The sequence below is a fragment of the Neisseria shayeganii genome (assembly GCF_014054965.1).
GTDB lineage: Bacteria > Pseudomonadota > Gammaproteobacteria > Burkholderiales > Neisseriaceae > Eikenella > Eikenella shayeganii.
This window is the reverse complement of the sequence record NZ_CP059567.1, coordinates 1,767,244-1,782,656: the sequence shown is the minus strand read 5'-3', so window position 1 is coordinate 1,782,656 and position 15,413 is coordinate 1,767,244. Positions and strand designations below refer to the sequence as shown.

The following is a 15,413-nucleotide window of genomic DNA, read 5'->3' as shown; positions in this document are numbered from 1 at the left end:
ATAAGCGCTTACTATGAGAAATATTCTCATAGTAAGCGCTTTTTGATGGTAAAAAATGACTATTTTTAAGGAAAATATGTTTTTCGAACATTGACCTGTGCGGGAATGGGAGATGGCAAACTTGTCGGGCAAAAAGTGCCCGGCCTACATATCTGCGCATTCTGCGTGGTTTGCCGGCCACCCCCACCCCGGCCCTCCCCCGCTTGCGGGGGAAGGTTGGTTCGATCAGCTAGCCGCTTAGAGGATGTGCAGGTTGCTCAGGATGTCGTCTTCCATCAGGCGCAGGCCGTTATGGCTGTCGATGCGGATGTGGTGTTCTTGGCTGCCTCCCTCACCGCTGCTGTGGTAGCTCAGCGTTTGGCTGGCGGTGTCGAAGCGCACGCTGTCGGCCTCGATGTTGCGGCTGCCGCCGATGAGGCGGATGAGGTCTTCGCCGGCGTGGAAGTCGAGGATGTGGTCGGCTTTGAGGCTGGCGTGGGCGTCGGCGAGGAAGACGAAGCTGTCCGCGCCCGCACCACCTTCGAGGCGGTCGGCACCGTTGAGGCTGATGAGGGTGTCGTCGCCGGCGCTGCCGTCGAGGTGGTGGCGGGCGTCGGGGTCGCTTTGCGCGAGGAGACGCGGGGCTTCCTGGTCGAGCCAGTCGGGCAGTTGGTCGGGGTGGACGCTGCCGAGGAGGCCGGCGAGCTGTTTTTCGGCGCCGGGGGCGATGAGGATGTCGTCGCGTTCCAGATGGGGGTTGTCGGCGCTGCGCAGCTGGATGTGGCCCTGGGCGTCGAGGTGGGCGATGGTTTGCGCTTCGTAGCGGCCGTCGTCGTGGTGGTGGACGGCGACGACGACGAGGTCGCTGCCTTTTTTGAGGAGGTCGGCCGGGAGGGTGAGCTGGCCGTTGGTGCCAACCTGGATGTTGTCGGGCGCCCAGTCGTCCCATTTGCCGCCGTATTGGCCGAGAACGAAGCTTGTGGTTTCGCCGTCGGCTTTGGTGTAGTAGAGGTTGAGCGCGTTGGTTTTGGCGGCGGGGGTGACGGTGATGCCGGCGGCGCTCATGGCGATGGCGGCGGGGTCGGGGGCACGGGCGGCGTCTTGCGGGGTGCTGACGTCGGTGATTTGGGTGGTGACGGCGGTTTGCGCGCCGATAACGGCGTTGCCGCCGACGGAGACGATGTCGATGCGGTAGCTTTCGCCGCCGTCGGCCACGGTGTCGCGCAGGGCGTTGAGGTAGAAGCTTTGTGCGCGGTTGCCGGCGCGGATGGTTTCGGTCCAGGTTTCGCCGAAGAGGACGAAGTCTTTGCGCTCGCTGCCGCCGAGGTAGCTGACTTTGAGCACGACGTCGATGGGGTCTTCGCTGGGGCGGTCGAGTTCGAGGGTGTAGGTGCCGCTTTTGCCTTCTTCGACGCTGGCGCTGCCGCTCAGGCTGACGGCGGCGGGCGGGAAGGCGTATTTGAGGTGGATGGGGGTGCGTTCGCTGAGGTTGCCGTTGTTATCGGCCACGGTGTAGTACACGGGGCTGGGCGAGTATTCGGGGGTGTCGTTTTTTGGGGTGTAGCGCACTTTGCCATCGACGATTTCCCAGACGCCGTCGTAGGTTTCGATGCGGTTGCCGCTGCCCTGGTAGCTGTGCAGGGTGAGGCTGGCGCGGTCGAGGGTGGCGTTGCCTTGCGGGTCGGTGTCGTTGGCGAGCACGTCGATGTCGATGCTTTGGCCGATGGCAAGGGGGTGGTGGTCGGCCTGGGCGTTGGGGTGCTCGGCGGGGTCGTAGCGGTCGTAGCCGGCTTTTTGGCTGGTTTCGTCGCTGCTTAAATTGCCAAGATGGCTGCGCGCACGGACGTCGCTACCGTCGCGCACGCCTTGTGCGCCGATATTGAGGGCGAAGCTGCCGTAGTCGTCGCCGACTTGGACGTGCTCGGGCAGGCTGCCTGCCGCCGTCCATTCGCCGTCGGCGTTTTTGCTGAAGCTAAGGCGCTGCTCCTGCCCTTTTTCGTCGGTGTAGCGCACGCTGAGGCCGTCGGCGTTCCAGGCCGGGGTGATGCGCACGCTGCCCGGTTCGATGCCCTGGAAGATATTGGGCGCGGAAGGCGGCGTCGGCGTGGTGTCGCTCACCTGGGTGCTGACACCGGCGTCAAAGCCGAGCGCCGCGCCTTGCGGGTTGGCAAGGGCTACCTGAAAATTGCCGCGGCTGCCGCTTTTGCCGTCGTCGGCCACGGCGACGTTGAAGCTGGCCGTGGTTTCGCCGGCGGCGATGGTGATGCGCTGCTGGCTGACGCTGAATAGCCCTTCTTCGCCGGCGGGAGCGAGGATTTTCACGTCCACGCTCACGTCGGTGGCCGCCGCTTTGCTCAAGCGCACGGTGTATTCGCCGCTTTCCCCTTCACTCACGCGCTCGGCGCCGCTGAGCGAGAGGAGCGCGGGCGGGGTGGCGCTGTCTTGTCCGGCGGTAAAGGGTTCGGCGGCAGCGGGATAGTCTTTCCAGTTTGCGCCGATGGCTTGGGCGTTGACGGCGCTGCCGTCGCGCACGGCATCGGGCGAGAGGGTCAAGACGCCGCTTTGGCGGTCGATATAGACGCCGCCTGTGCCGTTGGGCAGAGCCGTGCCATAGCTGCTTTCGGCAAAGACCCAGCCGTCGAGGTAGGAGGAATAGGTGTAAAGGGTTTTTTGTGCGCCGTTTTCGTCGGTATAGCGCACGACCATTTCCACGGTGGCTTGTGCGCCGTCCATATCGGGGGTGATGACCACGCTGCCTTCGAGGCTACCTGAAGCGAGCTTGGGCGGATTGGGCAGGCTCACGGCGGCGCCCGAATAGTCGTAGGCGGCGGTGGTGTACGGGGTGTGGCTGTTGCCGGAAACGGTATTGAGCTGGCTGTAGTCTTTGAGGGCGGCGGCGCTGAAGGTGAGCGCGCCGGTTTGCGCGTTCAGCGCGATGGTGGTCGGCAAGGTGCTTTGCGCTTGCCAGGTGTCGCCGTGTTTCTCGATGATGAGGGTTTGGCGGCCGTCGTTTTCGCTGTCGTAGCTGACGCTGAGGCGGTCGGTATCCGTGCCGGGGGTGACGCGCATCGCGCCGTGCTCGGTCAGACCGGCGTTGGCGGGATCGCCTTTTTCAAATAGGGGTTTGCCGGGGGCGTCGTGCGGGATGGTGTGGGTGCTGGTGTGGCTCACGCCGCTGACGCGGTTGTGCGATACGGCGGTTAAGGTGCTGCCGTCGGCTAATACCCGCGGCTCGAATTGCAGGGTGCCGGTTTCGCTGTTGAAGATGATGCCGGAATCGGTGGTGACTTCCGGCTCCAGCGTCCAGCGGATGCGGTAGAGATCGCGGGTGACGGTGAGGGTTTTCTCGGCGCCGCTTTCGTCTTGGTAGCGCAGGGTGAGCACTTCAGTGTTCTGGCCGGGTTTGACGATAAGTCCGCCGATATCGCTGCCGTAGTCGCTGTGGTAGCCGCCGGGGAGGATGACCGGCTCGTGCGGCACCTGGTTGCCGACGGCGTCGATATAGGGATAAAAGCGCACGCCGGCGCTTTCCGCGCCGCCGATGGTGTTGGCGGCGAAGCCGTGCTGGAGGTCTTTAGCCAATTCGCCGGGCACGAAGAATGCGCCGGTGTTGCTGTCGAGCGTGGTGCCTTCAGGTAGCGTACCTTCGGCCTGCCATACGCCGTTTTGCTTGTGCCAGCGCACGGTATGCTCGACGTCTTGTTCGTCGGTATAGCGCACCCAGGCGCTTTCGGCGTCGGGCTGGGGAATGACGGTGAAGCTGCCGCGCAGTTCGTAGTTGCCGTGTTCGATCAGCGGCTGCGCCACGGCGTCGGCGACGATGGCGCGGATGGTGGCGGTGCTGCCGCGATGTTCGTGGAAGCCTTTGAGGTCGGTATATTTGACGATGACGCTGAAGGCGGAATCGAGGTCGCTTTCGCGGATGAGATAGGTGGGGTCGTTGGCGCCGGGGATGTCTTCAAACTGCTGGCCGTCTTTGCGCAGCGCGCGCCATTGGTATTGCACTTCGTTTTGCGGCGGCACGCCGTCGGCGTCGGTAATCAGCGCGGAGAGGGTTTTGCCCACTTGCACTTCGCCGCGGATGGCGACGCTGCCCAGATGATGCTCGCGCCCGGCATATTGGATATGCGGCGTGATGGCGGCGTGGCTTTCGGGGTAACCGGCGTTGTCGGCGTATTGGACGACGACGCTGATTTTGTGGTTGATGTCTTTGTTTTCCAAGGTGTAGCGCGAGGTGGTGGCGCCGTCGATTTTGTCGTTGCTGCGGTACCACTGGTAACGCACGCCGCTCGCGGGCACGCCGTTGTCGTCGCTGATCACGGCGGTGAGCGTTGCGCCCGAGTGCGGCTCGCCTTCGATGCGCACGCTACCGGGGCGATTGCTATCGGGCGGCGCGGGGTAATTGGGGTCGTCGCCCACCTCCAGAATGAAGGTTTTCGTGAGCTTGCCGCCGTGGCTGTCGTCGCTGGTGACTTTCAGGGTAATTTGCTGTTCTTGCGCGTATTCCACGCGTTCGCCCGCTTTGAGCTTGAGCGTGCCGTCGGCGGAGATTTCAAAGCGCGGGTCATCGACGGTGTAGCTGTGGCTGTCGCCCTGATCGGGATCGCTGGTGGTGAAGCGGCCGATAATGGCGCTGGCCTGGTTTTCAGGTAGCTTGTTGCTGGTGAGCGCAATATCGGTGGGCGCCTGGTTGCCCGTGGGCGGCAACGGCGCGGCATCGGCCACCGGCGCGGTTTCGGCGCTTAGCGGCGATTCGTCCTGGTCGGCGCGGTCGGTGTAGCTGGCGCGCACAGTAATGGGGAGGTCTTTTTCCGCGGCGGTGAGCTGATAAGTTTGCGCTACGGCATTGGGAATGGGGATGCCGTCCGCGTACCACTGGTATTCGATGGCGGCAGCATCCACGCCGTCGGCATCTTCCACTTGCGCGGTCAGCGTTTGCCCGACGCGCGCTTCGCCGTTGATCACGACTTTGCCGTTGGGCGCAGAAGGCGGTGCGGGCGTATCTTCGATGACGGGCGCGGTGGCGGCGCTGGTCGGGTTTTCGGCGGTGTTTTGGCCGTCGGTGTAGGTGGCCTGAACGCTGATGGCTTTGCCTTTTTCATTGGCGGTTAGCGTGTAAGTGCTTTGCGTGGCGTTGGCAATCGGTTTTCCATCGGCTAGCCATTGATACTGCGGGCTACCTGAAACGCCATCGTTGTCCGTGATTTTGGCGGTCAGCGTTTGCCCGACCTTGGCGTCGCCTTCAATGGTGATGCTGCCGTTGGGTGTGGGTGTTGGCGGCGGTGCGGGCGTGTCTTCGATGACTTGTGAAGTAGCAGCGCTGGTGGGGCTTTCGGCGGTGTTTTTGCCATCGGTATAGGTGGCTTGTACGCTGATGGCTTTGCCTTTTTCATTGGCGGTCAAGGTGTACGTGGATTGCATAGCGCCTTGAATGGGTTGACCGTCGGCCAGCCATTGGTATTGCGGGCTAGCTGAAACGCCGTCGCTGTCCGTGATTTTGGCGGTCAGCGTTTGCCCGACTTTTGCTTCGCCTTCAATGGTGATACTGCCGTTGGGCGTGTGTGTTGGTGGGGGTGCGGGTGTGCCTTCAATCACTTGTGCGGTGGCGGCGCTGGTAGGGCTTTCAGCGGTGTTTTTGCTGTCGGTATAAATGGCCTGCACGCTGATGGCTTTGCCTTTTTCATTAGCGGTCAGCGTATAAGTGCTTTGCGTCGCACCTTGGATGGGCTGACCATCGGCGAGCCATTGGTATTTCGGGCTACCTGAAACGCCGTCGGCATCGCTGATTTTGGCGGTCAGCGTTTGTCCGACCTTGGCGTCGCCCTCAATGGTGATGCTGCCGTTGGGCTTGGGCGGTTGCGGAGGCGGAGTGGTGCCGCCGCCGGAGGGCGGAGGATTAGTGCCACCCGAAGGCGGAGGATTGGTGCTGCCGCCGCCGGAGGGTGGAGGATTCATGCCGCCGGAAGGAGGAGGTGTGATGTTGCCGTTATCCGCAGGCGGTGGTGCGGGTTGGTTGGGGTCGAGCGGAGTTTGCGGTTGGTTTTTATCTGGATTTGTGGCGTTGTTTTCGCCGCCGTTGGAGGCAGCAAGTGCCAAGCCGCCGAGCGCCAGAGTGCCGATGCCAAAAGCAGTCAGCGCAGAAACGGATGCGCCTTCACCAGCCGCCACACCCACGCCCGCCACTTCTTCCGCCAACACATGCTCCACCGGCAGCACGCTTGGCGCTTCGACTATGCCATAAGCCACATATTGGCCGTTGCCGTTCATACCGAGCAAGGGATTTTTGAGGCCGCTGTCATCGAGCAGGAAATAGTCTTTGATGGTCAACGCCGCTTCGCCGTCAATCCGCACCAGCAAGTCATTGCCCGCCCGCGCGGCTTCCACATTGGCCGGCGCCAAACCGCCCTCGCCCGCCAATTGATATTGCACCTGATCCTGGGCACGAATCGAAAGCGGTGTATTGCCCAGACGGTGGGCTGCCAAAGTTTGTCCGTGTTGGTTGACGATAGTGAGCGTGGCGGCCATGGCAAACTCCTTTTGTCGATAATGAGTTAAATAAAGAAAAATTTCTTATGAATTTTGATTATGATGAGAAATAAAATAAATCAAACTTGTTTTCTGATAAAAATAAATATTGTTCGATAAATTTGTTTTTCGTTACTGAAGATGAGAAGCGCAATATGGCTGTGTAGCAATTTTTGCGCCAGTTTCAGATATTGTTGATTTTTTGCTCTATCAGGATGAGACCTTTGCAAAACCCCCATCTGCGGCGCATTTCTGCGTTGTGCGCTGCTCGTTCGCTTGCCTATCTATATGATATGTCTGCACTCACTGCGCTGCTACGCCTTGAACTGCATCCACATCTGGGGGTTTTGCAAAGGTCTCATATCATATAGATAGGCAAGCGAACGAGCAGCGCACAACGCAGAAATGCGCCGCAGATGGGGGTTTTGCAAAGGTCTCAGGATGAGTGACGCATACCGAGACTTGTGAAACCTATCTGGTATAGAACGCTTGGCATGATTGTTATGGTGGAGAAAATTGAAAATTCTTATCGGGAATAAGGTATTTGAAAAGAAGGCTTAATGGACATTTGGGTTGGTAAAAACCGCTGTAATCCTTAGCATACAAGGCTTTCAGCGGTTTTTTGCCAATGTTTGTTAAAAATGCCCGTTTTGCCATCAAAACACCCTTATCAAATACGGAAGAAAAAACGGTAGGCAAAGATATAAATGTTCTGCCTGCAACAAATTTCTCCCGGTCTCAAAGACACTCGACAATGACTGTCTTTTGTATGAGTACATCCACCTCAAACAAACTTATGCCCAACTGGCCCATCGGCACCGTTGCAGCTTAAAAACCATACAGCGCCGCCTCAAACAAGCCAGCCTGCATCGGCCGCCGCCGCCCCATCCGGTTGCCAACATCATCATGGACACAACCTACTTCGGCAGAGCTTTCGGCGTCATGGTGTTTATGAACAGCCTCAACGGCCAAGTGCTGCACAAGCAGTATGTGGCAAAAGAAAGTACCGTACTCTATGAACAAGGGTTAAAGGCTATTCTCAATAAAGGCATTGCCATTCAAAGCATCACTGCCGACGGCTTCAAAGGATTGAGCACACTGTATCCCGACATTCCTTTCCAACTCTGTCAATTTCACCAACAGCAAACCGTCCGCCGCTATCTGACCCGCCGTCCAAAGTCGGACGCAGGCAGAGAGCCGAAAGAGTTGGCTGACAGTTTGTTTGGCTACAGCAAAGCCGACTTTGAGAGTGAGCTGTTTTTATGGCATGCAAGACATCGCGACTATTTGAACGAACTCAGCTACAGCATAGACGGACACCAAAAGTGGTACACCCACAAAAGATTGAGAAGTGCTTACCACAGTCTGAGGCGCAACCTGAGCTATTTATTCACGTATCAACAAAATCAAAAACTGATGATACCGAACACCACCAACCGCTTAGAAGGGAAATTTGGCGAATTGAAGACCAAAATACGCTGCCATGCCGGGATGAGTATGGAATCTAAAAGACTGTTTATAGATAATTTCTTTGGAGTTTAGGAAGCAAAAAAGAGCTCAAAAACCAACCTAAATGTCCATTAGAGCAACTTCGACTAAAAACGTTACATAATAGGTTTTTTCTGGCAGCCGGAGCATGAGATGCGAGCCTATTCGCAAGACCTGCGAGATCGAGTACTGGGAGCGCTGGAGCGCGGAGAGCGACCCAGCGCCATTGCCCGTCGTTATGAAGTCAGCCGCATGTGGGTATATCGGGTGCGTGATCGCTTCGAAAAAGAAGGCGAGCGCAGCAGCAGGCAGCAAGGCGGCAAGCGCATCTCCCGGCTGGCGCCAGTAGAGGGCATGATCCGCGACTGGATCAAGGCCGATCCCGATCTGACCTTGGTGCAAATGTGCGAGCGTTTGGCCGGGCATGGCATCAGCATCAAACCCTCGGCCTTGTGGCACCAGCTCAACAAATGGCGGCTGAGCTTCAAAAAAAACGCTGCACGCCAGCGAGCAGGAACGTGAAGACGTGCAGCAGGCACGGGCGAGCTGGATACAGCAGCAGGCCCGGCTCGATGCCAGGCGCCTGGTATTTCTGGACGAGACCTGGAGCAGCACCTGCATGACGCCGCTGCGCGGGCGCGCCCCGCGCGGTCAACGCTGCGTGGCCAGCGCCCCGCATGGGCACTGGAAGACCAGCACCTTCATTGCCGCCTTGCGCTGTGATGCACTGACGGCCCCCATGGTGACCGATGGCCCCATCAATGGCGCCGTGTTTCTGGCGTGGGTCAAAACCTTTCGGTGCCCGACACTTCGCCCTGGCGACATCGTCATTGCCGACAACCTCTCCAGCCACAAAGTGGCGGGCGTGCGAGAAGCCATCGAAGGCGTGGGCGCCAGCATTCGCTATCTGCCGCCGTACTCGCCGGATTTGAACCCCATCGAGAAGCTGTTTGCCAAGTTCAAGGCGCTGCTGCGCAGGGCGGGCGAGCGCACGGTGGGTGCGCTGTGGCAGCGCATGGGGCAGCTGGTTGATTTGTTCTCGGCTCAAGAGTGTGCCAATTACTTCAAATCAGCTGGGTATGTAATGAATTAAATCGAAATTGCTCTAGAAGCTAAGTTCTCTAAAAACCAACCCAAATGTCCATTAAGCCGAAAAGAAAAATACGGTGCACGATGAGCATAATTTAGGCTACCTGAACGGATATTTCAGGTAGCCTGCAGGAAAAGGAAAAACAGTTATGCGCGTTGCAATGGTTGTTGAACCAGGGCTAGTGGTCGATGAGTATCGGGTTGCCGGCTAAATGGCAACGCGCTCTGGAGCGGCTGTGGCGGTTTCGTCTTCGTCCGGTGTGATTTCGGCCAAAACGAGTTTGCGTTGTGCCTCCGCTTGTTGGGGCTGACCCATTTCGTCGAACACTTTGGCCAACACCAAACGCGCCTGCGGGGTGGCTTGGGCATTGAGGCTGGCCTCCAGATAGCTTTGTGCTTTGCCCCACAGTTTTTTGGCATAGGCCATTTGGCCGAGATTAAACAGCAGATGGGCGTTATCCGGGGTTTGGGTGAGCCAGGATTCGGCGGTATCCATCACTTTTTGCTGCTCTTTTTCGCTTAAATAGCGGGCCGCTTCAATCATATGCGGAAGCAGTTGGCTATTGTGGGTTTCGGGGTAATGGTGTTTGACCCATTTGACGGCACGGGGGTATTGGCCGGTTTGTACGAATTTGGCGGCAATGTCGGCACACAAGTCGCCACGCTTGAGGTCTTCGGGGATGCGGGCCAGACAGGCTTTCATGGCGGGGTAGTCTTGTGCCAGAGCCAACAGTTCGCGGTAGGCCCATTCGCGGTATTGGGCGGCTTCGGCGCTGTTGAGGGCAGCGGCTTTTTCCAGTTTGGCCACTCGGTCGAGCACTTCCAGCGGATTGTTTTGTTCGAACATGTAGCGCAGTTGCAGACGTACCAAGCGGGTCAGTTTGGGGTTGACGGCCGCAGCGGCGTTTAAGGCGGCTTCGGCGGCGGGGTAGTCGCGGCGGTTGAGTGCGGATTCGGCCAACAGCAGATGACGCGAGAGTTGGTTTTTGTCGGGCAGCCCGGCAATGTCTTTCAGGTAGCCTTCGCGTTTCTCTTCGTCGCCGGCCTGATCGGCACTGTGGGCGGCCAGCATCAAGGCCAGTACGCGGTTGTCGCCGGCTTGTTTGTTGTCGAGCACTTTGGCCGCTTCGCGTTCAGCTTGTTGGAATTTGCCTTCGAAAAAGGCCAAGCCGGCTTTGTTCAGCGACTCGGCGGCATGGCGGGCGCTGCGCTTGCTGCCGAAGCGGCGCAGGCGGCCGGGTACGGCGGTGACGCCGTCAATCAGGCGCAGCAGCAGATAGAGCACGGCAACGGAAACAATCAGGGCGCCGACAAACAGATGCAGCGACATGGCGACCATGGTTTGGGTTTGGTCAATCACCAGATACACATTGCCGCTATAGGTTTGCGCCGCCAAAACCAAGCCGACGGCCGCAGCGAACAGCACGATGATCCAAATCAGGCCTTTCATGATTTCACCCCTCCCTGAACGGCGGAAGCGGCATCAGCAGGCGCGGCGGCCGGTGTTTGCGGTGCGGTATTGGGCGTGGTTTCAGTGGCAGCCGGCGCCGAAGCGGCGGCCGGTGCCGAAGCCGTTGATGCGGCAGTATCGGAGGCGGCGGCTTCAGGCAGTTCGGGCAACGCCAAACCCTCGCTGCCGCGTTGCTTGCGGTAGTCGTCTACCGCTTTTAGGCTGGCGGCCAGCAGATTGGCCGAATTGCCGCTGCCGGTTTGCAGGGTTTTCAGGCCTTCGATTTCACGCAGCCAAGCCTGCACGGCGGGAGCGGAAACGTCGAAGTATTGCTTAACGGCTTGTTCGGCGGCCGCCAAGTCGCTTTGATAGGTTTCGCTTTGGTGCTGCATGAGGGAGACGCGTGCGCTCAAGAGGCGCAGACGCAAATTCTCACGCACGTAGAAAACCTGCTCCGGGGACATCAGCATCACATCGGGGTTGTCGAGATGGCGCACTTCCACCATGCTTTTGAGGCCGTCCACGGTGCGTGTCCAGGCATTCTGCCACCAAGAGGCGTTGCTGTCGGCCGCGGTTTGCGGGGCGGCTTGGGGCGGACGCAGCGTGCTGTCGAGCATCAGCGGCAGGCCGCCGACGGCGGCTTCCAAGCGGTTTAGGCGCAATGCGCCACTGGAAACATCCAGATAAGGGCGCTGTTTCAAGGCGGCCAGGTCGGCGCTGACGGCTTGCTTCAAAGAGAGCAGCTGCGGCTGCTCGAAGCGGGCCAAACGGCTGTCGATGCTTTCCAAGGCGGCAACGGCGGCCGGCACGTTGTCGGCAATCGCCAGCTGTTGGGCGGCCAAATTCAGGCTGAATTCGGCTTCGTCCACCAGCCAGTCGCTGCGGCTTTTCAGCAGCTCTTGTAACACACGGCCGTTGCGTTCGGCATCGCCCTGTTGGCGACGCAGCTCCGCTTGCAGCTGCATCAGGGCGCTGTCGCTGCTGTGCTGTTTGCGCACGGCATCGGCCAAGAGGGCGGCGTTTTTGGATTCGCCCAACGCGGCTTCGCCGATTTTTTGTTCGAACTGCATCTGTTGGCGGGCCAAAACGTCTTGGCCCTGCACAAACAGAAAGCCGACAGCACCCAGGCCGAGGAGGGAGAGCAGCAGGGCCAACGCGGCCATGCCTTTGCCGCCGGATTGTTTGACCACTACCGGCGCAGCTTGCGGGGCAGGCGCAGTGGCGGCCGGCGGCAGGGCCGGTTGGGGGGTGGGCTGCACGGTTTCGTTTTCAGGCTGGCTCATGCGGTTCCTTTCTCAATATTCTGACGGGCGCAGGCGGGGGCTTCCATTTGTTGTTCGGAAAGAGCGGCCAAGGCGGCGCTGAGTTCCGAGGGAGAAGCCAATAATTGTATGCGTTGTGCGCCGTGTTGGCGCAGCGCGGCTGCGATGCGCGGATGATGGGTGAAGTATAACAAGGTTTTCAACGCCTGGGCGAGATTCGGCGGGGCTTGGCCGAACAGCAGGCCGACCAGTTCGGCTGAGGTGACCCACGCCGCATCGGGCGGATTGTCGGCAGAAAACGGCCACGGCGGAGCAGCGGGCAGACGGCGGTAGATGTCGGCACAGGCTACCTGAAAACCCCGGGCGGTGAGTTGTTGGCGCAACCAGTCGCGTCCGCCGCTGCCGCGCACCAGCAGGATCTTGGCCTGTGGCGGCAGCTGTCGCCACAGGGGCAGGGCGAGCACGGCTTCGCTGTCATTGCCTTGCGGCGGGGCGGCAATGCCGCTGAGGCCGGCGCGGGTCAAAGCGGCGGCGGTGCCGGCGCCGACCGCTACGTGGAGTGCGCGGCCGGGTGTGGGCAGGGTACCGGCGGCGGTTTCTACGGCGGTGGGGCTGACCCAGAACACGGCGTCGGCATCGGCGATGCGTGCCGGTAAAGCAGTCAGTGCGACGGCATCGGCTTCGATGCGGATCAGCGGCAGCGGCAGCGGCTGCCAGCCGGCGTCAAGGCACGCCGCGGCATCTTCGCGCAGGCGGTTTTCGGGGCGGACAATCAATAAGGCAGGCATGGAGAAGGGTGACAAAAAGTTTTCAGGTAGCCCGAGAGACCTTGGCAAGCTGTTATCTGTGGCGTATTTCTGCGCTCGCTGCGCGGCTATCTTTGAGCTGCATCATCGCAAGGCGGTGAAGGTCTCCGCTTTGTCAGCATGGCCTCAGGCTACCTGAAAGCCTGTTTGGAGAAGCCGAACAACAACACCATGCCGCATAAGGTGGCCGATAACATCATCAGCGGCATGGTCTCGGCGCTGCCGTCGTGCAGGCGGGTGGTGATGAAGCCCACGCTGGCGGCGATGAGGGCTTGGCTGGAAAGCAGGACGCCGTTGGCGCTGCCGCCTTCCTGTTGGAAGTGCTGCATAAAGCAGGCCTGAGTATTGGCGGTGACCAAGCCTTGCGAACCTACCGATAACATCACCAAGCCCACAAAAAGCGCCACCGGAGGCAGGGCAGACAATTGGGTGAGCACCACCAAGGCGGTGTTGGCCGCAAACTGCACCCCGATGCCGATGAGCAAAATCCGCGCCGGCTCGCTGCCGCGGCGCAGACGCAAGGCAGTCAGGCGGTTGAAGGCGGTCATGGTGATGATGTTGAGGGCGAAAACCAGCGCATAAATGCCTTTTCCCATGCCGTAGAGCGTCATATACACATAGGGCGACTCGGTGAGAAACGCAAACATGGAGGAAAAGCTGAACGCTTGGAAAAACAGAAAGCCCAAGGCTTCGGGGGTGCCGAACACGCGGCGGTAGCGTCCGGCGATGACGGCGGTTGGCGAGCCGGCCGGCGGCGAGGCCGGCTTGACGGCAGGCAGGAAGCGCCATTGCAGCCACCACACCGAAGCGGCATACAGCAACAGAAAAACGAATACCGCCCGCCAGCCGCCGATTTGCAGCATCAGCCAGCCGATAATCGGCGCCAACAGCGGCGCGGCCATCATGATCACGCCGATCAGGGCAAACATTTGCGCCGCCTGCCGTCCTTCATATAGGTCGCGCACCACCGCGCCGCTGATCACCGCCACCATGCCGGCGCCGAAGGCTTGCGCCAGCCGCAACAGCAGGAATTGTTCCAAGCTGCCCAACAATGCCAAACCCAAGGAAGCGAGGCAATACAGCAAGAGGCCGCTGAGCGCCACCGTCCGCCGGCCGGACCAGTCCGACCAAGCGCCACCGATCAGCACGCCCAAGGATTGCCCGACCAGAAACAGGCTTAAATTGGTTTGGATATCGGCTTCGCCCACCGATAGGGTGGCGGCCATTTCGGTTACCGCCGGCAGGTAGGCATCGATGGAAAACGGCATGATGGCGCTCATGGCGGCCAGCAGCAGGGCCATGCGGCGGTCGGACAGTGTTTGTGTGGGTGTCATGGAACGGAAAACGGCGGGTAGGGGAAGCCGGCTGGTCAAGCAGGGCGCGGGCAGGAAGGCGGCATGGGAAACGGGGCGGCGGACGGCGCCCCGGCTGGAGGGTGGTTATTTAGTCGGAGGCGTTTGGGCCGCCGCCGACGTCAAAACAGGCTTTCAGGTAGCCCAAGCCTGCTGCTTCCAAGTCGGCAAGCGGGATGAAGCGCAGGCTGGCGCCGTTGATGCAGTAGCGCAGGCCGCCTTGTTCGGCCGGGCCGTCGGGGAAAACGTGGCCGAGGTGGGAGCCGGCTTCTCGGCTGCGCACTTCGATGCGCTGCATGCCGTGGGAGTGGTCGGGCAGTTCGTCCAGCGCGTTCTCGCCGATGGGGCGGCTGAAGCTGGGCCAACCGCAGCCGGCGTCGAATTTGTCGGTGGAAAGAAACAACGGGGTGCCGTCCACGATGTCCACATACACGCCGGGTGAAAATTCGCGTTCGTAAGGGTGGGAAAACGGTCGTTCGGTGGCGCTGTTTTGGGTGACTTCGAAAGACAAGGGGCTCAGGCTGTCGAGCAGCTCGGGCTGTTTTTCTGCGGCACTTAAGGGAACGTTGGCGGCGGCGAGATTGATGTGGCAATAGCCGTGCGGATGTTTGCCCAGGTAGTCTTGATGGTGGTCTTCGGCGGGGAAAAACTGGCGCAGCGGCTCTAGGCCGAATCGACATTCAACCCACCCACAAGGTAATTGATGCGAGATAGAGGAAAGCCAGGAAGTGAGAGGGCTTGCGGTCAAAACGAGTGGCGATGCGGCGGAACTGCTTGAGCCTGGCAAAGCAACGCTCGATGCGATTGCGTAGCCGGTAGCGTGCTTTGTCGTAGGCACGCGGCTGCTGGCAGCTGCGAGGCGGGATCACCGCCTGGGCGCCGAGCGACTGGATCAGCGCCACCAGTTGCCGGCTGTCATAGCCTTTGTCGGCCAAGACGTACTTGGGCTTGAACCCGGCCAGCAGCGCTGGGGCTTGCGTGATGTCGTTACGCTGGCCGCCAGTGAGGATGAATCGCACCGGTCGGCCCTGGCCATCTGTCGCCATGTGGATCTTCGTGCTCAGACCTCCTCGGCAACGCCCCAGAGCCGGGTGTGCCGCCCCCCTTTTCCGGTCGCCGCCTGTGCGTGCGCCCGGACAATGCTGCTGTCGATCATCAGATACTCGTTGCTTCGATCCTGAATCAGGGACTGGAACACCAGCTCCCAGATACCCTTGGCCGCCCAGCGGGTGAAGCGCTTGTGCACGCTCTTGTAGGCTCCGTAGCGCGTGGGCAGATCGCTCCAGCGCGCCCCGGAGCGCAACACCCACAGCACGCCATTGACGAAGCTGCGGTTGTCCGCTGCCGTACGCCCGGGGTCACCGGCCTTGCCTGGGAGCAGATCTTCGATCCGCTCCCATTGGGTTTGGGTTAATTCGTAGCGGCGGGGCCGCGGATGCTTGGTCTTGGTCATCCGCCAAAG

8 protein-coding genes and 2 pseudogenes are annotated in these 15,413 nt (G+C 60.4%); 3 read left to right on the top strand and 7 right to left on the bottom strand.

Annotated features, from left to right (window positions below; translation table 11 throughout):
* Positions 1-237: 237 nt before the first annotated feature.
* Positions 238-6,504: an Ig-like domain-containing protein gene (locus H3L94_RS08655; RefSeq protein ID WP_182121687.1), complete on the bottom strand. Its 6,267-nt coding sequence runs from the start codon at positions 6,502-6,504 to the stop codon at positions 238-240.
* 224 nt (positions 6,505-6,728) lie between these two features.
* Between H3L94_RS08655 and H3L94_RS12595 the strand changes: the two genes are divergently transcribed.
* The 3 genes and pseudogenes from H3L94_RS12595 to H3L94_RS13050 all read left to right on the top strand — a co-directional run bounded on the left by H3L94_RS12595 (position 6,729) and on the right by H3L94_RS13050 (position 9,085).
* Positions 6,729-6,875 (top strand): lipoprotein signal peptidase, encoded by a 147-nt coding sequence (locus H3L94_RS12595; RefSeq protein ID WP_425325913.1) that lies wholly within the window; start codon positions 6,729-6,731, stop codon positions 6,873-6,875.
* A 280-nt stretch (positions 6,876-7,155) separates the two neighbouring features.
* A pseudogene (locus H3L94_RS08650) lies at positions 7,156-8,046 on the top strand (IS256 family transposase, variant Zn-binding type); the annotation flags it as partial.
* A 99-nt stretch (positions 8,047-8,145) separates the two neighbouring features.
* Positions 8,146-9,085 (top strand): IS630 family transposase gene (locus H3L94_RS13050; protein ID WP_182121696.1). Its coding sequence is split into 2 segments (ribosomal slippage): positions 8,146-8,478 and positions 8,480-9,085, totalling 939 coding nucleotides; the frame shifts between segments, so codons are not numbered across the junction.
* Between the two features lie 204 nt (positions 9,086-9,289).
* Here the strand turns inward: H3L94_RS13050 and H3L94_RS08640 are convergent.
* The 6 genes and pseudogenes from H3L94_RS08640 to H3L94_RS08615 all read right to left on the bottom strand — a co-directional run bounded on the left by H3L94_RS08640 (position 9,290) and on the right by H3L94_RS08615 (position 15,404).
* On the bottom strand, positions 9,290-10,531 hold the full coding sequence (locus H3L94_RS08640; RefSeq protein WP_182121685.1) for a heme biosynthesis HemY N-terminal domain-containing protein: 1,242 nt from the start codon (positions 10,529-10,531) through the stop codon (positions 9,290-9,292).
* Complete coding sequence (locus H3L94_RS08635) at positions 10,528-11,814, bottom strand: uroporphyrinogen-III C-methyltransferase (protein WP_182121684.1); 1,287 nt, start codon at positions 11,812-11,814, stop codon at positions 10,528-10,530. The genes H3L94_RS08640 and H3L94_RS08635 overlap by 4 nt, the downstream gene beginning before the upstream one ends.
* Positions 11,811-12,629, bottom strand: a complete 819-nt coding sequence (locus H3L94_RS08630) for a uroporphyrinogen-III synthase (RefSeq protein ID WP_182121683.1) — start codon at positions 12,627-12,629, stop codon at positions 11,811-11,813. Before H3L94_RS08630 ends, H3L94_RS08635 begins: the two co-directional genes overlap by 4 nt.
* A 101-nt stretch (positions 12,630-12,730) precedes the next feature.
* Positions 12,731-13,933: a multidrug effflux MFS transporter gene (locus H3L94_RS08625; RefSeq protein WP_182121682.1), complete on the bottom strand. Its 1,203-nt coding sequence runs from the start codon at positions 13,931-13,933 to the stop codon at positions 12,731-12,733.
* 109 nt (positions 13,934-14,042) lie between these two features.
* Complete coding sequence (gene msrB, locus H3L94_RS08620) at positions 14,043-14,699, bottom strand: peptide-methionine (R)-S-oxide reductase MsrB (RefSeq protein WP_342355406.1); 657 nt, start codon at positions 14,697-14,699, stop codon at positions 14,043-14,045.
* A pseudogene (locus H3L94_RS08615) lies at positions 14,632-15,404 on the bottom strand (IS5 family transposase). Before H3L94_RS08615 ends, msrB begins: the two are co-directional and overlap by 68 nt.
* Between the last annotated feature and the right edge of the window lie 9 nt (positions 15,405-15,413).

What these genes read in the sequence shown, in the direction of transcription:
- H3L94_RS08640 (WP_182121685.1), bottom strand. Translation starts at nt 10,531, where the DNA reads ATGAAAGGCCTGATTTGGATCATCGTGCTGTTCGCTGCGGCCGTCGGC.
- H3L94_RS08655 (WP_182121687.1), bottom strand. Translation starts at nt 6,504, where the DNA reads ATGGCCGCCACGCTCACTATCGTCAACCAACACGGACAAACTTTGGCA.
- H3L94_RS08625 (WP_182121682.1), bottom strand. Translation starts at nt 13,933, where the DNA reads ATGACACCCACACAAACACTGTCCGACCGCCGCATGGCCCTGCTGCTG.
- H3L94_RS08635 (WP_182121684.1), bottom strand. Translation starts at nt 11,814, where the DNA reads ATGAGCCAGCCTGAAAACGAAACCGTGCAGCCCACCCCCCAACCGGCC.